The following is a 20,931-nucleotide window of genomic DNA, read 5'->3' as shown; positions in this document are numbered from 1 at the left end:
TTGGTCGTTCTGTTGCATTGGCGCTCCCTTCCGGATTCGTCGGGACAACGATCAACGATCGACCTGCGTTGCCCTGTTTCCATGACGGAAGTTTTCGATGACTGAAGCTCCCACCTCGAGTCCCCGTTCCACCGACGTCCTCATCATCGGCGGAGGCTTGAGCGGCGCCATGCTGGCCGTGCAGTTGCTGCGCCTGCCGGGCCGGCGCGAGGTGCTGATCGTCGAGCCGCGCAGCGAACTAGGCCGGGGCGAGGCCTACAGCGCCGTGGAACTGGGCCACACCTTGAACGGCAACGCGGCGCGCATGAGTGTCGATCCGGACAACGCCGATGATTTGACCCAGTGGCTCACGGCGTTCATCGAAGCCGGCGGTTGGCCCGAGTCAGACAAACAGCACGTGCCCATCAGCGAGTTGTTCCCACCCCGAGGGATGTTTGGTCTCTATGTGCAGCAACGCCTGGCCGAGGCTCGCGAGGTGGGCGCACAAAACGGTTCGACCGCCGAGCACGTGCGCGGGGAGGCCGCGGACCTGCAGCTTGCTGGCGACGCCGTGGTGGTCACGCTGAACGACGGCCAAGTCCTGCGTAGCCGTTTCGCGGTGTTGGCCACCGGCATGTTCCCGGCGGCGCGCACCCCGCAAACCGAATCCAGCGGCTTGAATGCCGCGGCTCTGGATCCTTGGGATGTGGCTGCGATGCGTCAGCTCGACCCGCAGTCCACGGTGCTGATCATCGGCTCGGGGCTGACCATGGTCGATGCCGTCGTTTCCCTGGAACAGGCCGGGCACCGCGGGCCAATCGAAGTGTTTTCCCGCCACGGCCTGCTGCCCCATGTGCGCCGCCAGCCGCCGGCCTGGGTGGATTTCCTTGCCGAAGATCACGACCTGCGTTCGCCCCGCCAGTTGATGCGCGCCCTGCGCGAGCAATGCCGCCAGGCCCAAGCCCAAGGGATCGATTGGCAAGCGCCGCTGGACACCGTGCGCGCGCACATCGGGCGCTTGTGGAACCAGGCCAGCGATGTGCAGCGCCGGCAGTTCGTGCGGCATGTGCGGCCGTGGTGGGAGAGTCATCACCATCGTTCGCCTCCGTTGAGCGCGGAGCTGGTGGCGCGTCTGCATGGGGAAGGGCGGCTGCGGATCCAGGCGGCGTCGTTCAAGGGCGTGGCCGCGTCCGAACCGGGCACGCTGAGTATCAGTATCCGCCGACGGGGCGAGACCGGATTGGCGGAGGTGCGGGGCGCCGCGTTGATCAATTCCAGCGGCATCGAATATGACTGGCGACGCGTTGCACGACCGTTACCGCAACAGTTGCTGGCCCGAGGGCTGATCCAGCCGGGACCGCTGGCCTTGGGCATCGCCGCGCGTGCCGACGGCGCGGTGCTGGATGCCAAAGGCGAGCCAGCCGACCGCCTGTTCGCCATGGGCCCGCCACTGCGGGGAATGTGGTGGGAAAGTACTGCCGTGACTGATGTGGCGAGCCAGGCCAAGGCGTTGGCGGGGCGGTTGGTTGAGTTGCAAACCCAACGTTGAACATTGTGGCGAGGGAGCTTGCTCCCGCTGGGCTACGAAGTAGACCCAAAACCATTCAACCCGGGTGTATCAGCTTGAATGCATTCGGCTTCTTTGGGATTGCTGCGCAACCCAGCGGGAGCAAGCTCCCTCGCCACAAGAGCGGTCTTTATTGCGCATGCACTGTCACCCAACGCTCCTCCCGCGCTGCCACGCGAATCGCCGCCGCCAGCCGCTCTACTTCCCAGGCTTCCTCGAAATCCGTGCCGTTGCCGCCTTCGCCAGCGAGGGTCATGATCAGTTCCTGCACTTCCAGCGTCTTCAGTTCGTTGTACCCCAACTGGTGCCCGGCGGCCGGGCTGAATGCGGCATAGCCGGGCAGGTCCGGCCCGGCCAGCAATCGCTGGAAGCCCGGCTGGCCAGCGTGACAGACGCGCAGTTCGTTCAGCCGTTCCTGATCAAATGCCAGGGTGCCCAGGGTGCCGCTGATCTCAAAACCCAGGTGGTTCTTGTAGCCGTGCTTGAGCCAACTGCTGCTCACTGTGCCCCGGGCGCCATTGGCGAAACGCAGCAGTGCGTGGACCTGGTCATCCACGGCGATGGCACGTTGTTCGGCATTGCCGGCGTTGGCAGGGCGTTGATGGTGCACGGTCTGGCTGTCGGCGCACACGGCCTCGACATCGCCCAACAAGTGCCGGGCCATCGCCAGCAAGTGGCTACCCAGGTCCGCCAGCGCGCCGCCGGCGTGGGTCGCTTCGCAACGCCATGACCACGGCGAGGCCGGATCGGCCATGAAGTCTTCGCTGAATTCGCCTTGGAAACTGACGATCCGCCCCAGGTCCCCGCGCTGGATCATCTCCCGCGCCAACTGGATGATCGGGTTGTGCTGATAGTTGTAGCCGACCCGCGTCACCACGCCGGCGGCCTTGGCGGCCTGTCGCATGCGGTCGGCCTGTTCCAGGGAAACTGCCAGCGGTTTTTCACAGTAGACAGGTTTGCCCGCGGCCAGCGCGGCCATGGCCATCGGATAATGCAGATGGTTGGGCGTGGTGATGGCGATCAGGTGCACGTTGGGATTGTCGATCAGTTGCTGCCAGTCGCCGTGGGACGTCTCGAAGCCCCAGCTTTGGGCGCATTGGCGCGCGCGCTGCGGATCGGCGTCAGCCAAGGCGGCCAGTTTCAGGTCCAGGGGAAGGTCGAACACCGCTTTGGCATTGTGGAACGCCAAGGCATGGGCACGGCCCATGAATCCGGTGCCAATCAGACCGATGCCGAGTTCACGCATGAGAAGAGCCCTTTGAATTTTTATTTTCAGAAGGGCTCTTTATGGAATAATTATTCCCTAATTGCAATCATTGGAATAAATATTCATTTCTCGAAAATAAATCTCAGGACAGGAAACCCCCGTCCACATTCAGCGCCACACCTGTGGTGTAGCTCGACGCATCACTGGCCAAGTACAACACTGCGCCGGCCATTTCGCTTGGATCGGCCACACGCTTGAGGGGGATCTGCGCCAGGGCGGTTTTCAGGATGGCGTCGTTCTTGACCAGCGCCGAGGCGAACTTGGTGTCGGTCAGCCCCGGCAGCAGGGCGTTGCAGCGGATGCCGAACTGCGCGCATTCCTTGGCGAAGACCTTGGTCATGTTGATCACCGCGGCCTTGGTCACCGAGTAGATGCCTTGGAAAATACCCGGCGAAATACCATTGATCGACGCGACGTTGATGATGCTGCCGCCGCCGTTCTCACGCATCAGCTTGCCGGCTTCTACCGACATGAAGAAGTAGCCGCGGATGTTCACATCGACGGTTTTCTGGAACGCGCCCAGGTCGGTGTCCAGCACGTTGCAGAATTGCGGGTTGGTGGCTGCGTTGTTAACCAGGATGTCCAGACGCCCGAACTGCTCGCGAATCCCGGCGAACACTCGGCTGATCTGTTCCATTTCACCAATGTGGCAGGCAATGGCGGTGGCCTTGCCGCCGGCGGCGATGATTGCGTCTGCCACGTGCTGGCAACCGTCGAGCTTGCGGCTCGAAACGATCACATGAGCGCCTTGCTGGGCGAGCAACTTGGCGATGGCCTCGCCAATGCCGCGGCTGGCGCCGGAAACGAAGGCGATCTTGCCGTCGAGGTCGAACAACTGAGTCTTGGACATGCTGTTTCCTTGTTATAGGTGCGCTCAGAACGTGGATTTGTGGATGACTTGCAGGCTCATCTGTTCCAGCAGCTGGTTCATCTGAACGAACTGCGCGAAGCGTTTGTCCTGGGTCTGGCCATGAAAGAAGCGGTAGTAGATCTGCTGGACAATACCCGCCAGGCGGAACAGCCCATAGGTGTAATAGAAGTCGAAGTTATCGACGCGGATGCCGGCGCGCTCGGCGTAATAATCAACGAATTCCCGACGGGTCAGCATGCCCGGCGCATGGCTGGGCTGGCGGCGCAGCAATTGCACCGGCGCCGGATCGCCGGCCTCGATCCAGTAGGCGAGGCTGTTACCCAGATCCATCAGCGGGTCGCCGAGGGTGGTCAGTTCCCAGTCCAGCACGCCGATGATCTGCATCGGGTTTTCGGGATCAAGGATCACGTTGTCGAAGCGATAGTCGTTGTGGACGATGCTTGAGGTTGGGTGATCGGCGGGCATCTTGGCGTTGAGCCAGGCCTTCACCACTTCCCATTTCGGCGCGTCGGGGGTCAGTGCTTTTTCGTAGCGGTCGCTCCAGCCACGAATCTGCCGGGCCACGTAGCCTTCAGGCTTGCCCAGGTCGGCCAGGCCGCACGCCTGGTAATCGACCCGGTGAAGTTCGACGAGACGGTCGATGAAACTTTTGCACAGCGCTTCGGTACGGGCTGCGTCGAAGCCCAGTTCCGGCGGCAACTCGGCGCGCAGGATGATGCCTTTGACCCGTTCCATCACGTAGAACTCGGCGCCCATCACCGACTCATCGGTGCAATGCACGTAGCCTTTCGGGCAATACGGGAAACCGTCGCGCAACTGATTGAGGATACGAAACTCGCGGCCCATGTCATGGGCGGATTTCGCTTTGTGGCCGAACGGCGGACGGCGCAGCACGAATTCCTGTTCGGGATATTCCAGCAGGTAGGTCAGGTTCGACGCGCCGCCAGGAAACTGGCTGATCACCGGTGTTCCGGTCAGGCCGGGAATATGGGCCTTGAGGTACGGGTCGATCAGGCTGGCATCGAGTTCTTCACCGTCGCGCACCCGGGTGGACTGATCAGTAACTGCCATGCTTATCCCTTCTGCTTATTTTGGAGGCCATCGATCATTGGCTAATCTAATGGGGTGGCGCAGGCGCCACAAGCACGCCCGGGTCTTATAGGTTAGCGTGTTGCAGAGTAATCAGCGGGCCTGATGGCCTGCGGGCTTGCCGGTCTGTCCCAAGGATGAAGGTGGAGTTGAGCCAGTGCTCGGCTCAAAACCGCCCCTCGGGCAATGGCACTGGGGTCAGCACTGGTTTACCGGAAAAGAACGCGGTCAGGTTCTGGCCCACCAGCTCCACCGTCCCGCGGGTCGCTTCCGGCGACAGGCCTGCGACGTGGGGCGTTAGCACCACGTTTGGCAGTTTTTTCAACGCATCGGGTACGTCGGGTTCGTGATCGAACACATCCAGGGCCGCTCCGGCAATTCGCCGTTGTTCAAGGGCGCTGAGCAGATCACCAGTCGCGACGACGCTGGCCCGGGCGATGTTGACCAAAAAGCCGTTGGGGCCCAAGGCATCGAGGACTTGTTTGTTGATCAGCTGGCGGGTGTCCAGGCCACCTGGCGTGGCAATGATCAGGAACTCGGAGGCGCGAGCCAGTTCCATGGGCGTGGCGCAGAAGGTATAGGAGACATCATTGCGCACCCGTCGGTTGTGGTAGCTGACGCTCATGTCGAAACCGAGGGCCGCCCGCTTGGCAATGGCCATGCCCACGGCGCCCAGGCCGAGCACACCCAGGCGTTTGCCGGCCAGGGAAGGACGCATGACTTTCGCCCATTCACCCCGGCGCACGCTGGCATCGGCGCGAGGAATGTCACGCACCAGCGCCAGCAGCAGGGCCATGGCATGGTCGGCCACCGAGGAAGCGTTGACCCCGGCGCCGTTGGTGACGACGATGCCACGGTCGCGTGCCGCTTGCAGGTCCACTTGTTCATAACCTGCGCCGATCACGCAGATGATTTTCAGGTTGGGCAGGGCGGCCATTTCCTCGGCGGTCAAGCCCAAGGGACCGCGGGTCAACACCGCGCTGAAGCGATCGCCGTGTTCGTATATCGCCGTCCTGCGTTCGGCAGGGGTTGGCGCCAATTCCAGGTGATAGCCCTGGCGTTCCAGGATCGGCAGGTATTCGTTGACAGTTTCCACCAGTACCAGAACGGTTGCGGTCATGCTGTGCTCCTGTGGGCAGTTTGTTGATCATCGGTAATGAGCTTGATTGTAGGGGGGCGAAGGGCGGGAGGCGGGGCTTTTTAGATGTTCATTTCGGATCCACTCGCGGTCATGGATTATCGACTCGCGTTTCGAACTCGGACCCTCTGCTCCGCATAACCACTCTTCAGCTAAGCCTTTGCTTCTGCTCACGAATCCAGGACAATCGCGCCCCTGTTTCGGCCAGGGCGCTGCCTGTCGGGTTTTTCCGACTCGTCCCGGCCGGGTGCATGTGACCGGAATGCGGAGATCCGACCGGATGAATGATCAGGCCAATAGCGTCCAAGAGCGCGTTGAAACGACAGCCCCTGCCACCCTCAGCCAATGGAGTCGCCACGATACGACTTGGATGCTGGGCCTGTTTGGGACCGCCATTGGTGCCGGCACGCTGTTCTTGCCGATCAATGCCGGCCTCGGCGGTTTCTGGCCGCTAGTGATCCTCGCCTTGCTGGCGTTTCCCATGACCTTTTACGCGCACCGTGGCCTGACCCGCTTCGTGTTGTCCGGCCGTGAAGGCGCGGACATCACCGAGGTGGTGGAGGAGCATTTCGGCATCAAGGCCGGTGCGCTGATCACCTTGCTCTATTTTTTTGCGATTTTTCCGATCCTGCTGATCTACAGCGTGGCGCTGACCAATACGGTGGGCAGCTTCCTGGAGCATCAACTGCACGTGCAGCCGCCACCTCGCGCCGTGCTATCGCTGATGCTGATCCTGGGCCTGCTGGCGGTGGTGCGCTGCGGCGAGCAGGCGATCGTCAAGGCCATGAGCCTGATGGTCTATCCCTTCATCGTGGCGCTGCTGTTCCTGGCGGTGTTCCTGGTTCCGCATTGGAACGGCGGCATCCTGACCACGGCCTCCACGTTGCCGCAGCCTTCGGCGCTGCTGCATACCCTGTGGCTGGCGATTCCGGTGATGGTGTTCTCATTCAACCACTCGCCCATCATCTCGGCGTTTGCGGTGGATCAGAAGCGTCGCTACGGTCCCCGCGCTGAAGAGCGCAGCGCGCAGATCCTGTCCCGTGCCCATCTGTTGATGGTGGTGATGGTGCTGTTCTTCGTGTTCAGTTGCGTGTTGACCCTGTCCCCGGCGCAGTTGGCCGAGGCCAAGGCGCAGAACCTGTCGATCCTGTCGTACCTGGCCAACCATTTTAGCAATCCGACCATTGCGTTCGCAGCGCCATTGATTGCGTTCGTGGCGATCTCCAAGTCATTCCTCGGCCATTACATCGGCGCCAGCGAAGGCCTCAAGGGCCTGATCGTCAAGAGCGGACGCCGTCCAGCCGCCAAGACCCTCGATCGCCTGACTGCGGCCTTCATGCTGCTGGTGTGCTGGATCGTCGCCACGCTCAACCCGAGCATCCTCGGCATGATCGAGACTCTGGGCGGTCCGGTCATTGCGGCGATCCTGTTCCTGATGCCGATGTACGCCATCCGCAAAGTCCCGGCCATGGCCCGCTATCGCGGCCAGGCGTCGAATGTCTTTGTGATGCTGGTGGGGTTGGTGGCGATTACTGCGCTGGTCTATTCGCTGACGGCCTGACCAGTCGCTCTGTGGACAGGCATAAAAAAACGCCGCCCCTCGCGAGAAGGGCGGCGTTTTTTGTCGGGCGTCTAAGCGTTAGGCTTGAACGACCGGGATGTTGGCATTGGCAGCCGCTTCACGGAACTCGGCGATCTGGTCGAAGCTCAGGTAGCGGTACACGTCCGCTGCCATGCTGTCGATCTTGCCGGCGTATTCCATGTACTCCTCGACGGTCGGCAGGCGACCCAGGATGGACGCCACCGATGCCAGCTCGGCCGAAGCCAGGTAGACATTCGCGCCGTCGCCCAGACGGTTCGGGAAGTTACGGGTCGACGTCGATACCACGGTGGAGTTCGGTTCAACGCGCGCCTGGTTACCCATGCACAGCGAGCAGCCTGGCATTTCCATGCGTGCGCCGGCCTTGCCGTAGATGCCGTAGTAGCCTTCTTCGGTGAGCTGGTGAGCGTCCATCTTGGTCGGCGGCGACAGCCACAGACGGGTTGGCAGCTGACCCTTGACCTGCTCCAGCAGTTTACCGGCCGCGCGGAAGTGACCGATGTTGGTCATGCACGAACCGATGAACACCTCGTCGATCTTCTCGCCAGCAACGCTGGACAGCAGACGGGCGTCGTCCGGATCGTTCGGCGCGCAGAGCACAGGCTCCTTGACGTCGGCCAGGTCGATCTCGATGATCTCGGCGTATTCGGCGTCCTTGTCGGCTTCCAGCAGCTCGGGGTTGGCCAGCCAGGCTTCCATCGCCTGGGCACGACGTTCCAGGGTGCGAGGATCGCCGTAGCCTTCGCCGATCATCCAGCGCAGCAGGGTGATGTTCGACTGCAGGTACTCGGCAATCGATTCCTTGGACAGCTTGATGGTGCAACCGGCGGCCGAACGCTCTGCCGAGGCGTCGGACAGCTCGAAGGCTTGTTCGACGGTCAGGGTCTCCAGGCCTTCGATTTCCAGGATGCGGCCGGAGAAGGCGTTTTTCTTGCCTTTCTTCTCGACGGTCAGCAGGCCTTTCTGGATGGCGTAGTAAGGGATGGCATGGACCAGGTCACGCAGGGTTACGCCCGGTTGCAGCTTGCCCTTGAAACGAACCAGGATCGACTCGGGCATGTCCAGCGGCATGACGCCGGTGGCGGCGGCGAAGGCCACCAGGCCGGAACCGGCCGGGAACGAAATGCCAATCGGGAAACGGGTGTGGGAGTCGCCACCGGTGCCGACGGTGTCCGGCAGCAGCATGCGGTTCAGCCAGCTGTGGATGATGCCGTCGCCAGGACGCAGGGACACGCCGCCGCGGGTCATGATGAAGTCAGGCAGGGTGTGGTGGGTGGTCACGTCGATCGGCTTCGGATAAGCCGCGGTGTGGCAGAAGGACTGCATCACCAGATCGGTCGAGAAGCCCAGGCACGCCAGGTCCTTGAGTTCGTCACGGGTCATCGGGCCAGTGGTGTCCTGGGAACCGACGGTGGTCATCTTCGGTTCGCAGTAGGTGCCCGGGCGAACACCGGTCACGCCGCAAGCCTTGCCGACCATCTTCTGCGCCAGGGTGAAGCCCTTGGTGCTTTCGGCCGGTGCTTCAGGCTTCTTGAACAGGTCCGACGGTGGCAGGCCCAGCTCGGTGCGTGCTTTTTCGGTCAGGCCACGGCCAATGATCAGCGGGATACGGCCGCCAGCGCGGACTTCGTCCAACAGGACCGGGGTCTTCATTTCGAAGGTGGTCAGGACTTCATCGGTACCGTGCTTGCAGACTTTGCCAGCATGCGGGTACAGGTCGATCACGTCGCCCATGTGCATGTTGGACACATCGAATTCGATCGGCAGGGCGCCGGCGTCTTCCATGGTGTTGTAGAAAATCGGCGCGATCTTGCTGCCGAAGCAGAAACCGCCGGCACGCTTGTTCGGGACGTACGGAACGTCATCGCCGAAGAACCAGAGCACCGAGTTGGTCGCCGATTTACGCGACGAACCGGTACCGACCACGTCACCGACGTAGGCAATCGGGAAGCCTTGGCCACGCATCTCTTCGATCTGCTTCATCGGGCCGGTCTTGCCTTGCTCGTCCGGGACGATGCCGTCACGGGCCATTTTCAGCATGGCCAGGGCGTGCAGCGGGATGTCCGGGCGGGACCAGGCATCCGGGGCAGGGGACAGGTCGTCGGTGTTGGTTTCGCCAGTCACCTTGAACACGCGCAGGCTGATCTTGTCGGCCAGCACCGGGCGATTCTTGAACCACTCGCCATCGGCCCAGGATTGCAGCACGGCCTTGGCGTGAACGTTGCCGTTCTTGGCTTTTTCCGCGACGTCGTGGAACGCATCGAACATCAGCAGGGTGTGCTTGAGCTCCTTGGCAGCGACCGGCGCCAGCTCGGCGTTGTCCAGCAGCTCGACCAGGGTGACGATGTTGTAGCCGCCCTGCATGGTGCCGAGCAGTTCGACCGCGCGCTTCTTGTCAATCAGAGGGGACTGGGCTTCGCCCTTGGCCAGTGCGGAGAGGAAACCGGCCTTGACGTAGGCGGCTTCGTCAACGCCAGGCGGAACGCGATTGGTGATCAGGTCAACGAGGAAAGCTTCTTCGCCAGCCGGGGGATTCTTCAGCAGCTCGACCAGGCCTGCGGTTTGTTCGGCGTTAAGCGGCTGGGGAACAATACCCAGTGCTGCGCGCTCTTCGATATGTTTGCGGTAGGCTTCAAGCACAGTTATTACCCTCATCAGTGGTCCCAAATGGGTGTCCGGGACGCTCATCCAGAAACTCACGGCACTCATGCGCGTCAGGGGGCCTTTTGGGCCTCCACGCCAGAGTTGCCGGAGTTCCTCACAGAAGCTGCTTTCAAAGTTTTACGCCTGCAGAACGGGAGCTGATGAGGGTTGGCGTTGGGCTTTCCCCGCTGGAAAGACCCTTCGCCAACACCGCTCTGAAGGAATGACTGTGCTCGTGACGCTTTGAAAACAGCTTCTAACGGACATTGGCGCCTTAAAAGGCTGGCTGATTCTACGTGAAAAAAATAGTAAAGGTAAGTTGGCCATGAAGTTTGAAGGGGTGATCAATCTTAGACAAAGGGCTAACATGCCGGCCTGTCCTGTTTTTTTGCGTGTGCGTTACCTATGCCCAACCAGCTCATCAAGACCCCCTGCGTCGGCCTCTGTTCCACTGTCTACGGTGACTTGGTCTGCCGTGGTTGCAAGCGGTTCCACCACGAAGTGATTCACTGGAACGGCTACAACGAGGAGCAAAAGCGCGCGGTGTGGATGCGGCTGGAGCAGCTGTTGGTGCAGGTGATGGTGGCCAAGCTGGAGGTGTTCGACCCGGGCCTGCTGCGCCAGCAACTGGAATCGCGCAAGATCCGCTTCGTGCCCCACCAGTCGGAATATTGCTGGGCCTATCAGTTGATCGCCCGGGGCGCGCGGGTGATCAACAACCTGGAGGCGTACGGCATGGTGCTGATGCCGGAATTTCGCGATTGGGAGCTGCCGGACCTGCGCGATGCCATTGATCGGGAATTTTTCCTGCTGTCCGAAGCCCATTACCAGCGCTATATCGCGCCGGGGTTCCTGAAGGATGCGATCGGCGGCTGACAGGCCTTCATATGTGGCAAGTTACTTTTAGTTTTTGGACCAGGTAGCTCTTGTGGCGAGGGAGCTTGCTCCCGCTGGGTTGCGAAGCGACCCTCGCTCTTGATCCTGATAATTGCTAAACCTGGAAAATCCAGGCGTCTGCTGCGCAGCCGAGCGGGAGCAAGCTCCCTCGCCACAACAGCCTTATCGTCCTCGCCTCATTCCTTGACCGCCAGCTCCACCAGGTGATCCTCGACTTCCTGCGGCTTGAGCACCAGCACATCGCTTTCCAGGGTATCGAGCACGGCTTCGGCGGTGTTGCCGATCAGCACCCCTGACAAACCCGAGCGGGCCACGGTGCCGATCACCGTGACCGCCGCCTGGAGCTTGTGGGCCATGAAGGGGATCAGCACGTCCGCCGGGCCTTCCATGATATGCAGGTGTTGGTCATCGATATCGAATTCGGCCTGGAACGCCCGGCATTGCTCACGGTAGCGGGCCGCGATGGTTTGCTTGAGCTGGAAGGTCGGGTCGGCAGACGAGAGCATCGGCGACGGGTGGGCGCTGATGACATGCAGGTGCGCCTTGGCGAGGAGGGCGACGTCATAGCCATGGTCGATGATCGTCGAGTGCAGGTGGCGATGCTCGCCATCGGCATTGCCCACGTCGACGGCGGCCAGGATGACCCTGTCCTTCCAGGAGCCCGTAGTCTTGACCAGCAGCACCGGGGTTGGGCAATGGCGCAGCAGTTTCCAGTCGGCCGGGGTCAGCAGGGCTTTTTTCAAGGGGCTGTCAGGGAAATGCTGCTTGATGACCAAGCCACAGCCTTCGGCCTGCTGCACATCGATGATGGTTTCGTAGAGACTCTCGTTCCAGGCCTGCTCGGTGGTCACGCTGTAGCCGTCCGCCACCAAGGCCGCCTTCAACACGCCGAGCATGCCGGCGTGATCGTGCCGTTTGTCGCACACCAGCAGGTGCAGGTGCGCCTGGGTCACACCGGCGATCAGTTTGGCGCGCTTAAGTGCCAGGCTTTCCGAATGTTCAGGTTCGATGACCACCAGGATGCTGCGAATGGCTTGCATGATCGGCGTCTCCAGCAATGAAAAGGCACTGCGTCGCTCAACTATAGTTGCTATGGACGGCCCGTCGACTTGATGCATATCAACAGCGGTGGCTGGTGGTCTGGGGGCAGGCCGGTATAATCGGCGCCCTTCGCTCGACTACCTTCTTGCCGTGAGCCCCATGATCCTTCCTGAAATCCACGAATTCCTCGGCTGCCGCACCCCCGATGCCTGGGTCCAGGCCGCGCTGGCCGACCAGGAAACGTTGCTGATCGACCACAAGAACTGCGAGTTCAAGGCCGCCAGCACCGCCCTGAGCCTGATTGCCAAGTACCATTCCCATGTCGACCTGATCAACATGATGTCGCGCCTGGCCCGGGAAGAACTGGTGCATCACGAGCAAGTCATGCGCCTGATGAAAAAGCGCAAGGTCGCGCTGCGCCAGCTCTCCGCCGGACGCTATGCCTCGGGTTTGCGCAAGGTGGTGCGCAGCCACGAGCCGGTGAAACTGGTGGACACGCTGGTGGTCGGCGCCTTCATCGAAGCCCGCAGTTGCGAGCGTTTCGAGGCCTTGGTGCCGCATCTGGATGAGGAACTCGGCAAGTTCTATTTCGGACTGCTGAAAAGCGAAGCCAGGCACTTCCAGGGTTACTTGAAACTGGCCTACCAATACGGTGACGCCAAGGACATTGCCCAGGTCATCGACCGAGTCCGTGCCGCCGAGCGCGAGTTGATCGAGTCGGCGGACGTGGAGTTTCGGTTCCACAGCGGCGTGCCAGCCTAACGGGTCAAACCCAGGCGCTCATGCCATTGGGCGATCGATTCCTCTGGATACACCTCCAATTGCTGGTCGCCCGGGCGCGCCTCGACTTCTACCCACGGCGCCTTGGAACCGAGCATCAGATGGGTGTGTTCCGGCGGCACAGGCAGCGGTGTATCGATGGCCGAGGCAAAAGGATGGATCAACTCCGGCCATTGCGGGCTGAATAGCCACAATCCCGAGCCGCACAGCGAGCAGAAATGCCGCTCGGCGCTGCTGCGGTGGGACCGTTTGGCGCCTTCGTCCTTGAGGCGCGCATGGTAGATCGTTATGTGCTTGCGACCTTGCACCTTCAGGCTTTTCGCGTCGCCTCCCAGGTTGATCGCATAACCGCCGCCGCCCTGGGTCTTGCGGCAAATCGAGCAGTAGCAGCGCTGGTAGGGGTAGGGGTGAACGCAGTCCAGGCTGAACGTTACGGCGCCGCAGTGGCAGGATCCTTCGAGCTGCATGGTAGCCTCCGGTACGAATTGCAAATGTCCCGGGACAGCTTAGACGGTCAGCGGGTTGGCACCCGCCACAAGTACCACGCCGCGACCGTTCGATACGGGCTCCAGGCCTGGCTAATGTCGATCATCTGCCTGCGATTCGGTTGAGCGTCCAAACCCTTGAGCCGCCGGTAACCGTCGCGAACTCCAAAGTCATCCGCCGGCAGGATATCGGGCCGCTCCAGGCTGTAGATCAGCAGCATCTCCACGGTCCAGCGGCCGACACCGCGCAAGGTGACCAGGCGTTCGATCAGCGCTTCATCGTCCATGGCCAGGGCAGTGGCGTAATCCGGCACGATCCCGTCCAGCGTCGCCTGGGCGATGCCTTGGATGGTCGCGATCTTATTGGCGGAAAAGCCGCAGCTGCGCATCTGCGTCACGTCGGTTGCCAGTATTTGTTCGGGGCGGGGAAATCTCCCTTGGGGAAATAGCGCCAAAAGCCGACCAAGGATCGCGTCCCCGGCTTTGGCGTGCAGCTGCTGATAGGCAATCGCCCGCACCAGCGCCTCATACGGGTCGCGCGCCGGCTTGGATTGCAGCAGGCAGGGGCCGGTCGCCTCGACATGGCGTCGCCAGTCTTCGTCGAGGCTTGCCAGGAATGCCGTCGCTTGGTGATAGGGCACAGTCATCAGATCTCTGTCCGGGGCATCGATCAAAACGCCAGCGGCAGCGAAACCTGCACCGCGGCTTTCTCCAGCCGCAACAAAAACGCCTTGCGCGGCTGACCTCCACCGTAGCCGGTCAACGAGCCATCCGCACCGATCACCCGGTGGCAGGGGATGATGATCGCCAGTCGGTTCTGCCCATTGGCTAAACCCACGGCGCGGCTGGCCCCAGGGCTGCCGAGGGCGGCGGCGATGGCACCGTAGCTGCGGGTTTCGCCGTAGGGGATTTTCTGCAACTCGGCCCAAACCCGCGCCGCGAAAGCGCTGCCGGGCATGTGCAGCGGGACGGTGAAGCAGGTGAGCTTCCCGGCGAAATAGTCGGCCAGTTCGCGGTCGATCTGGTGCAGATGTGCGTTGTGCCCCGGCGCGACCGTATAGCCGTAGCGATGCCGCAATTCTTCCAGCTCCTTGGTCAAGGCCGGGCGGTCGAGGAACTCCAACAACACCAGGCCACGACGCTCGGCCATGGCCAGCATGGGCCCCAGCGGCGTGGTCAGGCGGGTGAACAGCAAGGGCTCGCTGAGGCCGGCGCGGCCCGGCGTGATGTGGAAGGACTTGACGAAAGCGTCACGAAAGCCGCTCAGCGATTCGTAGCCGGAATCGAACGCCGCGTTGTCAATCGAGGCACCCTCCTTGATACCGCCCAGGGCGATGCCCAAGCGCCGGGTGCGCAGGTAGGCGTGGAAGGTCATGCCGAAATGCTGCTTGAACCAGCGGCGCAGTTTCAGCGGTTCGATGCCTCGTTCCTGTAGCAGGGCATCGGTCCAGCGCAGGTCGGGCTGGGCATCCACGGCCTGGAGCAGCGCCTGGACCCAGTCGGGGGCGATCGCGGCGGCGTCCAACGGCTTGCAGCGCAGGCAGGCGCGGTAACCGGCGGACATGGCTTCGTCGGCATGGGCGAAGAATTCCACGTTCTCCGGTTTCGGCTTGCGGGCCGTGCAACTGGGGCGGCAGAAAATACCGGTGGTCTTGACCGCCGTGAAAAACACCCCTTCGTAGGCGGTGTCTCGTTCGAGCATGGCGCGGACCATTTCGGCGTGCGGCGGGAGCAGGGGGCTATGTGCGTTCATGGGCTCAAGCATAGGATTGTGACGGCGCAGCCTCCACCGGAAAATCGACAGTGAATTTTTATTACGTCACGTTGGTCGGGCGGTAGCGAACAAAAATGGAACCTTCGAGTCTTAAAGGTTCAAGCGCTGTTTTTGTCTTTCGGAGACATCATGTCCAAACATAAGAAAACCCTCATTGCCGTTGCTGTGTGTGCCCTGGCGTTCGGTGCCTCGGCCCTGCTGCCCGCCGACCTGTCGCCCATCGGTTCGAGCTATGCCGCCGGCGGTGGCAATGGTGGGGGTGGCGGCAACGGTGGCGGTAACGGCGGTGGCAATGCCGGTGGCCACGGTGGTGGTGTCGGCGGTGGCATCGGCGGTGGACAAGCCAATGGCAAGTCCAGTGACTCCAGCGGTCACGGCAAGGGACTGGCGAGTGATCACAGCGGTACTCGCACTCGCGATCATGGCTTGAGCGGCAAGCACACCGGTACCACTCGAACGGACCGAACCAGCAAGGCTTCCGCGACCTCGTCCATTGCTAAGGATCGCGATACCCGAGGCTTGAGCAAAGCGTCGGCGATTTCCACGGCTACCCCCGGCACCCACAACACCAAGGGCCTGACCAACGCGACCCGTTCGTCGATCAAGAACGATCGCTGATCGCTAAAAAATCAGCCGCGATACCTGTTTCAAGGTCTCGCGGCTTTTTTCGCCTGCCAAACATGTCTTGTCGAAGCGTCAATATTTCCAGAACACCGGCGTGAACAATACCGACACCGTCAGGATCTCCAATCGCCCCAGCAGCATGCCGATGGTCAGCAGCCATTTTGCCGCGTCCGGCAACGTCGAAAAATTGCCCGCCGGGCCAATGATGTTGCCCAAGCCGGGGCCAACGTTGCACACAGCGGTGGCAGCGCCGGTCAAGGCTGTCGTCCAGTCCAGGCCGATCAGCGCCAGGCCCAGGGCGATGGCCCCGATCGTGATGGTAAAGAAGAACGAGAACGTCAGCAGGGAGCGAACGATTTCCTCGTCGATGGGATGATTGTTGTATTTTTTTCGGATCACCGCCCGGGGGTGGATCAGCTGTTTCAAACTGGCCATCAGCAAGGCCCCAGCGACTTGAAAGCGAAAGATCTTCAGTCCTCCGGCAGTGGAACCCGAACAGCCTCCGACGAACGTCAAGTAAAAGAACAGCAACAGGGCGAAGCTGCCCCACAGGGTGTAATCGCCCAGCGCCACGCCGGTGGTCGTGACGACGGAGGTGACGTTGACCGCCACGATGCGGACCGCGTCCCACCAGCCATGCTCACTGTTCAGGCTCAGCCACGTGCCGACCACGAGCCAGGTAATGACCAGGAATCCGACGAACCCCCTGACTTGCTGATCCTTGAGCAACGCGTTCGTGTTGCCCCGCAGCGTCGCGACATACAGCGTAAAGGGCAGCGATCCTGCCATCATCACGACGACTGATACCCAATGAATGGAGGGTTGAGGCCAATGTGCCAGGGAGGCATCGGATGTGGAGAAACCGCCGGTGGAAATCAGCGACATTGCATGGTTTATCGCCTCGAACGGGGTCATGCCGGCAAGCCACAGCGCGAGTGTCGCGAGGGCCGTCAACCCGACATAAATCCACAAGATGTAGTGGGCCGCGACGTGAGAGCGCGGCGTGACCTTTTCCGACCAGTCCGATGATTCGGTCTGGAACAGTCGCATGCCGCCGACCCGCAGCAGCGGCAGGATCGCCACCGCCATGCCGATGAAGCCGATCCCGCCGAGCCAGTGCAGCATCGAGCGCCAGATCAGCAGGCCGGGGGATGCCGTGTCCAGGCCAGTCAGGATGGTCGAGCCGGTGGTCGTGATGCCCGACATCGTTTCGAAAAACGCATCGGTGTAGCTGATGTGCTGGATGAACACCATTGGCAATGCGGCGAAGGCGCAAACCACGACCCAGCTGGCGGTGGTCAGCAGGTACATTTCCCTGGGGCGCATCTGGGCCTGTTCCGGTCTGCCTCGGGCAACCAACGCAACCCCAGAGACGAATGTAATCAGGCTCGACCAGAGGAACGCCGACAGGTCATCGTTGCGGTCGTAGTAGATCAGCGTCAACAGCGGGATCACCATGCTGACCGCCAGGGTAATCAAGAAAATACCGAGGATGAAACCGACGAGACGCAGTACCGCAATGGACATGGGAAACGCCTGATTCGAAGAGTGGCACAGTATCGATTTGGTCCCTCGTTCGCCGCGTAAAATTTGCGTAAAAAAACAGCGATGAGGTTCGAAGACAAGGCAGTTTTCTTCAATACCCGTCCGGCACCGTACTTTAGCCTGGCAGCCTTCCCACTCAAATGAAGTAGGTATGCGATGAGCCTTGTTTTTTCCATGGCCGCCTTTGCCCTGGTCGCCTCCATCACGCCCGGCCCCGTCAACATTGTCGCCCTCAGCTCCGGGGCGCGATATGGCTTTCGGGCCACGTTGCGCCATGTGGCCGGCGCTACCCTCGGGTTTGTCCTGTTGTTGGTCCTGATGGGCCTCGGGTTGCACGAGGTGTTACAGCGCTGGCCGGGCCTGACCCGGGTGGTGCAACTGGCCGGCGTAGCGTTCCTGTTGTTCATGGCCTGGAAACTGGCGATCGACAATGGTGAGCTGGGCGAGCGGGACGAGGGCCGCGCGCCGACGATGTTCTACGGCGCGCTGATGCAATGGCTCAATCCTAAGGCCTGGTTGGCCTGTGTGGCAGGAATGGGGGCGTTCGTGGCTGACGGCGAGGCGCTTCTGGTTTGGCAGTTCGCGGCTATCTACCTGGTGATCTGCTACGTCTCGGTGGGTTGCTGGGCCTATGCCGGGAGTTTCTTGCGTACCTGGTTGGGCAATCCGGCGACCATGCGCCTGTTCAACCGGGCGATGGCGGCATTGCTGGTCGCCAGTGCGGTGTATCTGCTATTGCCGTGAGCTTGCATCCACGCTCTGGTGGCGGGAATGCTGTGGTGGCGAGGGAGCTTGCTCCCGCTGGGCTACGTAGTAGCCCTCGATTCCAGGCGACTGCTGCGCAGTCGAGCGGGAGCAAGCTCCCTCGCCACGGGAATGGAGAGCATCAGCCGCGGTATTGGCCGGGCGTGGCCGCCAGGTGTTGCTTGAAGGCCCGCTGGAAATGCGCCTGGTCGGCGAACCCGCTGTCCAGCGCCACGTCGGCGATCAACTTGCCTTCGCGCAATTGACGGCGGGCGAACTGGATTCGGCGGTTGATCAGGAAGGCGTGGGGCGTCATGCCATAGTGACGCTTGAAAGCCCGGCTCAGATAGGACGGCGAAAGCTGGGCGAAGGCGCAGATGTCCTCGAGCTTGAGCGCTTCGGTGCAGTGATCATGGATAAATTGCGCTGCCCGCATCAGCGCCGGATGGCTGCCCCGGTCCGGGCGCCCGGCCGGGTTGAGACGATGCTGCAGGTCGGTGAAAAACGCTTCGGCGGCGGCTTGCTTGTCGCGGGTATCGGACTGTTCATCCACCAACCGCTCATAAAGGCTGCACAGCCCCGAGAAAAGCGCGGCATCACGGCTGTGGGTGGTGTCGAACGCCTGGAAATCCAGCGAGGGGTCGAAGCCAATGCGACGTTGCAAATCCCGCAGCCAATGGGTGTCGACATACAACATCAGGTAGGACCAAGGCTGATCGTCGATCGGATTGCAGGCGTGAACGTCGCCTGGGTTCATCAGCACCACCGTCCCGCTGCGCACCTGGAACCGCGATTGCTCGTGCAAGTAGGTGCTGCGTCCGGCCGTGATCGCGCCGATGGAGAAATGATCATGGGAGTGACGCGAATAGCAGACCTTGCGCCCATCGGCGATGGCCCGCGCCTCGATGAAGGGCAGGGCCGCGTCGCGCCAGAAACGGGGGGCGGCGTCATGTTGGGCAGGCTTCATCGTCCGTGTCCTGTGTGATGGGCTGTGCCTGATTGTATTAGCCTGCGCCGCAAAATGCTGTTCGAGTTCGCTACGGCAGTGGACTAGACTGCAGTGAGTCTCGTCAATGGAGCTCACGATGTTCGGACCACGCAAACCGGACAATGAAGCCGTCCGCCTCAAGCAGGTCACGGACAGGCCCGGTACTCTCTACTATGCCGGGCATCCATTGGGGCTGGAGGATGGGAGCAAGTGCCTGCTGGACACCAAGCCGCGAAAGCTCAACGACGACGAACGCGAAATGCTGCGCGACCTGGCAAGCATGGCCGAGCAGGAAATGATTGCCGTGCAGATGGCGAGCATGGATGAAATGACGCTGTTGTCCAACCGGCGAGGCTTCAAGACGCTGGCCCAGCATGCGCTGAGTGTGTGTGATCGGCTGTCGCGTCCGGCCACCTTGCTGTTCTTCGATCTCATTGACTTCAAGCCGATCAACGACCGCTTCGGCCATGCCGAGGGTGACAGCGCCCTGAAAACCTTTGCCGACGTGCTGCGTATCGCCTTTCGCGAAAGCGATGTCATCGGTCGCCTGGGCGGCGATGAGTTCGTCGCCTTGCTCACCGGCGCTTCCCATGTCGAGACCGCGGCGATCATGGCACGGCTCGGGGAGATCCTGGATGAGCGCAACGCGACCTTGCAGCGCGGCTATGACATTCGCTTCAGCGTCGGCCAGATCGAATACGACCCCAAGCGGCACGCATCGATCGACAGTCTGTTGGCGGATGCGGATGCGGCGATGTATGCGCAGAAGCAGGGACGGCACTGAGAAGAAATTTACGGAAGAAAAAAACGCCGCTTGACCTTTCCAGGGCAAGCGGCGTTTTTTTATGCGTTTCGAAAGCTGCTCGAATGCTACCCCTGGTGACGTTGCCGAAGGGTTATGAGGGGTTGAGTTCGAAGGCGCGGTTATGAACAGCGCGATATTTTAACCGGCGCAACGCGATACATATGTACCGCACGAGGGGTGCGGCAAGCACGCAGAATGAGTTTTACACGGCGTAATGCTGACTTGTAACCGCAGCGTTATCGATCATTCGACTTGACTGGTACCCCTATGAACAATGAATTACCCATCACATTTGTTTATCCCGATGAGTTCGGCACGTCGCGCGGAAGCGGGAGAGGACTTCCATCGCCTGCCCCAATGGCGATGATTGGAAAAATGATCGAAGAACGCAACGTGGCGTACGCACGGGGTCATTGGCCTCAAATGCTGGGGCGCCATCTTGTAGCCATGCGTAATAACTCACCTGTCCGTTATGGACTGGACGGTATCATCATTGGTGAATTGAAGGTCGCACACGGCGCTGATTTATTGATGCTGAAAAACTCCAAGCTTGACACCGCCAGTGCCTGGAGGCTCGGGACAAAGGAGGGGGCGAAGATCAAAAAAATAGAACAATTGGCTATCGAGCAGGAGTTTTCTGGAGGCGTCTTCACTCCCTTCAAAGCTATAAGCCATTGGCTACTCGGGAAAGGTAAACCTGCCAGCGTTCGACTCGACCGAACGGGAATCAGCCCAGCGCCGAATAAAATTCCCGATTTGATGGCGGTTATCAACACCGCCGGAATAGGAGTAACCACCGTAGACCTGAAGGTTCCTTACTCCACAGCTCAGGATTCGAATATCGCAAGGATATATCTTGGAAACATCACGCTTCAAATCACCGGTAAGGTGATCCGCAATACATCAGGTAGCCTTAAGTTTACCGGTACTGCCAAAGCTTTCTCGGATCGATATGACGCGAATGCAAGCAATCATCGTCCGGTATTTGATGAAAAGGTGACGACTGCGCTGCGCCAAGTGGGGCGAGTTGCCCGAGCGCAGGATTATGAAATACGAATTACTGGCGAGCTTCCCATTAATTTTTCGAGGTGACC

Annotated in this window: 18 protein-coding genes and 1 pseudogene; 8 read left to right on the top strand and 11 right to left on the bottom strand. The window is 61.1% G+C overall.

Translation table 11 applies throughout. The features are described 5' to 3' along the window. Positions 1-97 precede the first annotated feature (97 nt). Complete coding sequence (locus tag J3P95_RS14510) at positions 98-1,528, top strand: FAD/NAD(P)-binding protein (protein ID WP_434580814.1); 1,431 nt, start codon at positions 98-100, stop codon at positions 1,526-1,528. A 148-nt stretch (positions 1,529-1,676) separates the two neighbouring features. On the opposite strand, the gene J3P95_RS14505 is transcribed toward J3P95_RS14510, so the two are convergent. From J3P95_RS14505 to J3P95_RS14490, 4 genes are all read right to left on the bottom strand, one after another. Beyond that, complete coding sequence (locus J3P95_RS14505; protein ID WP_434557505.1) at positions 1,677-2,792, bottom strand: Gfo/Idh/MocA family protein; 1,116 nt, start codon at positions 2,790-2,792, stop codon at positions 1,677-1,679. Between the two features lie 103 nt (positions 2,793-2,895). After that, entirely contained in the window at positions 2,896-3,663 is a 768-nt protein-coding gene (locus tag J3P95_RS14500; protein WP_434557504.1) for an SDR family oxidoreductase, read from the bottom strand. Positions 3,664-3,687: 24 nt separating this feature from the next. Further along, positions 3,688-4,755: a phosphotransferase family protein gene (locus J3P95_RS14495; protein ID WP_434580817.1), complete on the bottom strand. Its 1,068-nt coding sequence runs from the start codon at positions 4,753-4,755 to the stop codon at positions 3,688-3,690. A 184-nt stretch (positions 4,756-4,939) separates the two neighbouring features. Next, positions 4,940-5,893 carry a 2-hydroxyacid dehydrogenase gene (locus J3P95_RS14490; RefSeq protein WP_434580819.1) on the bottom strand — a complete coding sequence of 318 codons (954 nt, stop codon included), beginning with the start codon at positions 5,891-5,893 and terminating at the stop codon, positions 4,940-4,942. Positions 5,894-6,191: 298 nt separating this feature from the next. On the opposite strand from J3P95_RS14490, the gene J3P95_RS14485 reads away from it, so the two are divergent. Further along, complete coding sequence (locus J3P95_RS14485; RefSeq protein ID WP_434580821.1) at positions 6,192-7,472, top strand: serine/threonine transporter; 1,281 nt, start codon at positions 6,192-6,194, stop codon at positions 7,470-7,472. A gap of 78 nt (positions 7,473-7,550) precedes the next feature. Here the strand turns inward: J3P95_RS14485 and acnB are convergent, their stop codons facing one another. After that, entirely contained in the window at positions 7,551-10,151 is a 2,601-nt protein-coding gene (acnB, locus tag J3P95_RS14480) for a bifunctional aconitate hydratase 2/2-methylisocitrate dehydratase (RefSeq protein WP_434563839.1), read from the bottom strand. A 408-nt stretch (positions 10,152-10,559) separates the two neighbouring features. On the opposite strand from acnB, the gene J3P95_RS14475 reads away from it, so the two are divergent. Next, the gene (locus tag J3P95_RS14475; RefSeq protein ID WP_434557500.1) at positions 10,560-11,030 is read left to right on the top strand and encodes a DUF1289 domain-containing protein; all 471 of its coding nucleotides are present in this window, start codon (positions 10,560-10,562) and stop codon (positions 11,028-11,030) included. Positions 11,031-11,227: 197 nt separating this feature from the next. Here the strand turns inward: J3P95_RS14475 and J3P95_RS14470 are convergent, their stop codons facing one another. After that, positions 11,228-12,091 (bottom strand): universal stress protein, encoded by an 864-nt coding sequence (locus tag J3P95_RS14470; RefSeq protein ID WP_434580823.1) that lies wholly within the window; start codon positions 12,089-12,091, stop codon positions 11,228-11,230. A gap of 160 nt (positions 12,092-12,251) precedes the next feature. On the opposite strand from J3P95_RS14470, the gene J3P95_RS14465 reads away from it, so the two are divergent. Continuing rightward, positions 12,252-12,854 (top strand): tRNA-(ms[2]io[6]A)-hydroxylase, encoded by a 603-nt coding sequence (locus J3P95_RS14465; protein ID WP_434557498.1) that lies wholly within the window; start codon positions 12,252-12,254, stop codon positions 12,852-12,854. Here J3P95_RS14465 and J3P95_RS14460 read toward each other — a convergent pair. The 3 genes from J3P95_RS14460 to J3P95_RS14450 are packed head-to-tail and all read right to left on the bottom strand — an operon-like array spanning position 12,851 to position 15,110. Beyond that, positions 12,851-13,339 (bottom strand): GFA family protein, encoded by a 489-nt coding sequence (locus J3P95_RS14460; RefSeq protein WP_434557497.1) that lies wholly within the window; start codon positions 13,337-13,339, stop codon positions 12,851-12,853. The genes J3P95_RS14465 and J3P95_RS14460 overlap by 4 nt on opposite strands. Before the next feature lie 47 nt (positions 13,340-13,386). After that, on the bottom strand, positions 13,387-14,004 hold the full coding sequence (locus J3P95_RS14455) for a DNA-3-methyladenine glycosylase family protein (RefSeq protein WP_434557496.1): 618 nt from the start codon (positions 14,002-14,004) through the stop codon (positions 13,387-13,389). A gap of 23 nt (positions 14,005-14,027) precedes the next feature. Then, a complete protein-coding gene (locus tag J3P95_RS14450) occupies positions 14,028-15,110 on the bottom strand; it encodes a bifunctional transcriptional activator/DNA repair enzyme AdaA (protein ID WP_434557495.1) in 1,083 nt (360 codons plus the stop codon). Between the two features lie 150 nt (positions 15,111-15,260). On the opposite strand from J3P95_RS14450, the gene J3P95_RS14445 reads away from it, so the two are divergent. After that, positions 15,261-15,749 (top strand): hypothetical protein, encoded by a 489-nt coding sequence (locus J3P95_RS14445; protein WP_434557494.1) that lies wholly within the window; start codon positions 15,261-15,263, stop codon positions 15,747-15,749. Positions 15,750-15,827: 78 nt separating this feature from the next. Here J3P95_RS14445 and J3P95_RS14440 read toward each other — a convergent pair whose 3' ends face one another. Next, entirely contained in the window at positions 15,828-17,282 is a 1,455-nt protein-coding gene (locus tag J3P95_RS14440) for a TrkH family potassium uptake protein (RefSeq protein WP_434557493.1), read from the bottom strand. Positions 17,283-17,456: 174 nt separating this feature from the next. Between J3P95_RS14440 and J3P95_RS14435 the strand changes: the two genes are divergently transcribed. After that, positions 17,457-18,044 (top strand): LysE family translocator, encoded by a 588-nt coding sequence (locus J3P95_RS14435; RefSeq protein ID WP_186614937.1) that lies wholly within the window; start codon positions 17,457-17,459, stop codon positions 18,042-18,044. 142 nt (positions 18,045-18,186) lie between these two features. On the opposite strand, the gene J3P95_RS14430 is transcribed toward J3P95_RS14435, so the two are convergent. Then, complete coding sequence (locus tag J3P95_RS14430) at positions 18,187-19,011, bottom strand: AraC family transcriptional regulator (RefSeq protein WP_434580827.1); 825 nt, start codon at positions 19,009-19,011, stop codon at positions 18,187-18,189. Positions 19,012-19,198: 187 nt separating this feature from the next. On the opposite strand from J3P95_RS14430, the pseudogene J3P95_RS14425 reads away from it, so the two are divergent. Both J3P95_RS14425 and J3P95_RS14420 read left to right on the top strand, forming a co-directional pair. Beyond that, positions 19,199-19,816, top strand: a pseudogene (locus tag J3P95_RS14425) (GGDEF domain-containing protein); the annotation flags it as partial. Between the two features lie 288 nt (positions 19,817-20,104). Beyond that, positions 20,105-20,929 (top strand): lipid II-degrading bacteriocin, encoded by an 825-nt coding sequence (locus J3P95_RS14420; RefSeq protein ID WP_434580829.1) that lies wholly within the window; start codon positions 20,105-20,107, stop codon positions 20,927-20,929. Positions 20,930-20,931: the final 2 nt, after the last annotated feature.

The sequence above is a fragment of the Pseudomonas sp. Z5-35 genome (assembly GCF_051131945.1).
GTDB lineage: Bacteria > Pseudomonadota > Gammaproteobacteria > Pseudomonadales > Pseudomonadaceae > Aquipseudomonas > Aquipseudomonas marvdashtae.
Note: the sequence above shows the minus strand (reverse complement) of the source record. Positions and strands in the feature narration are given on the sequence as shown.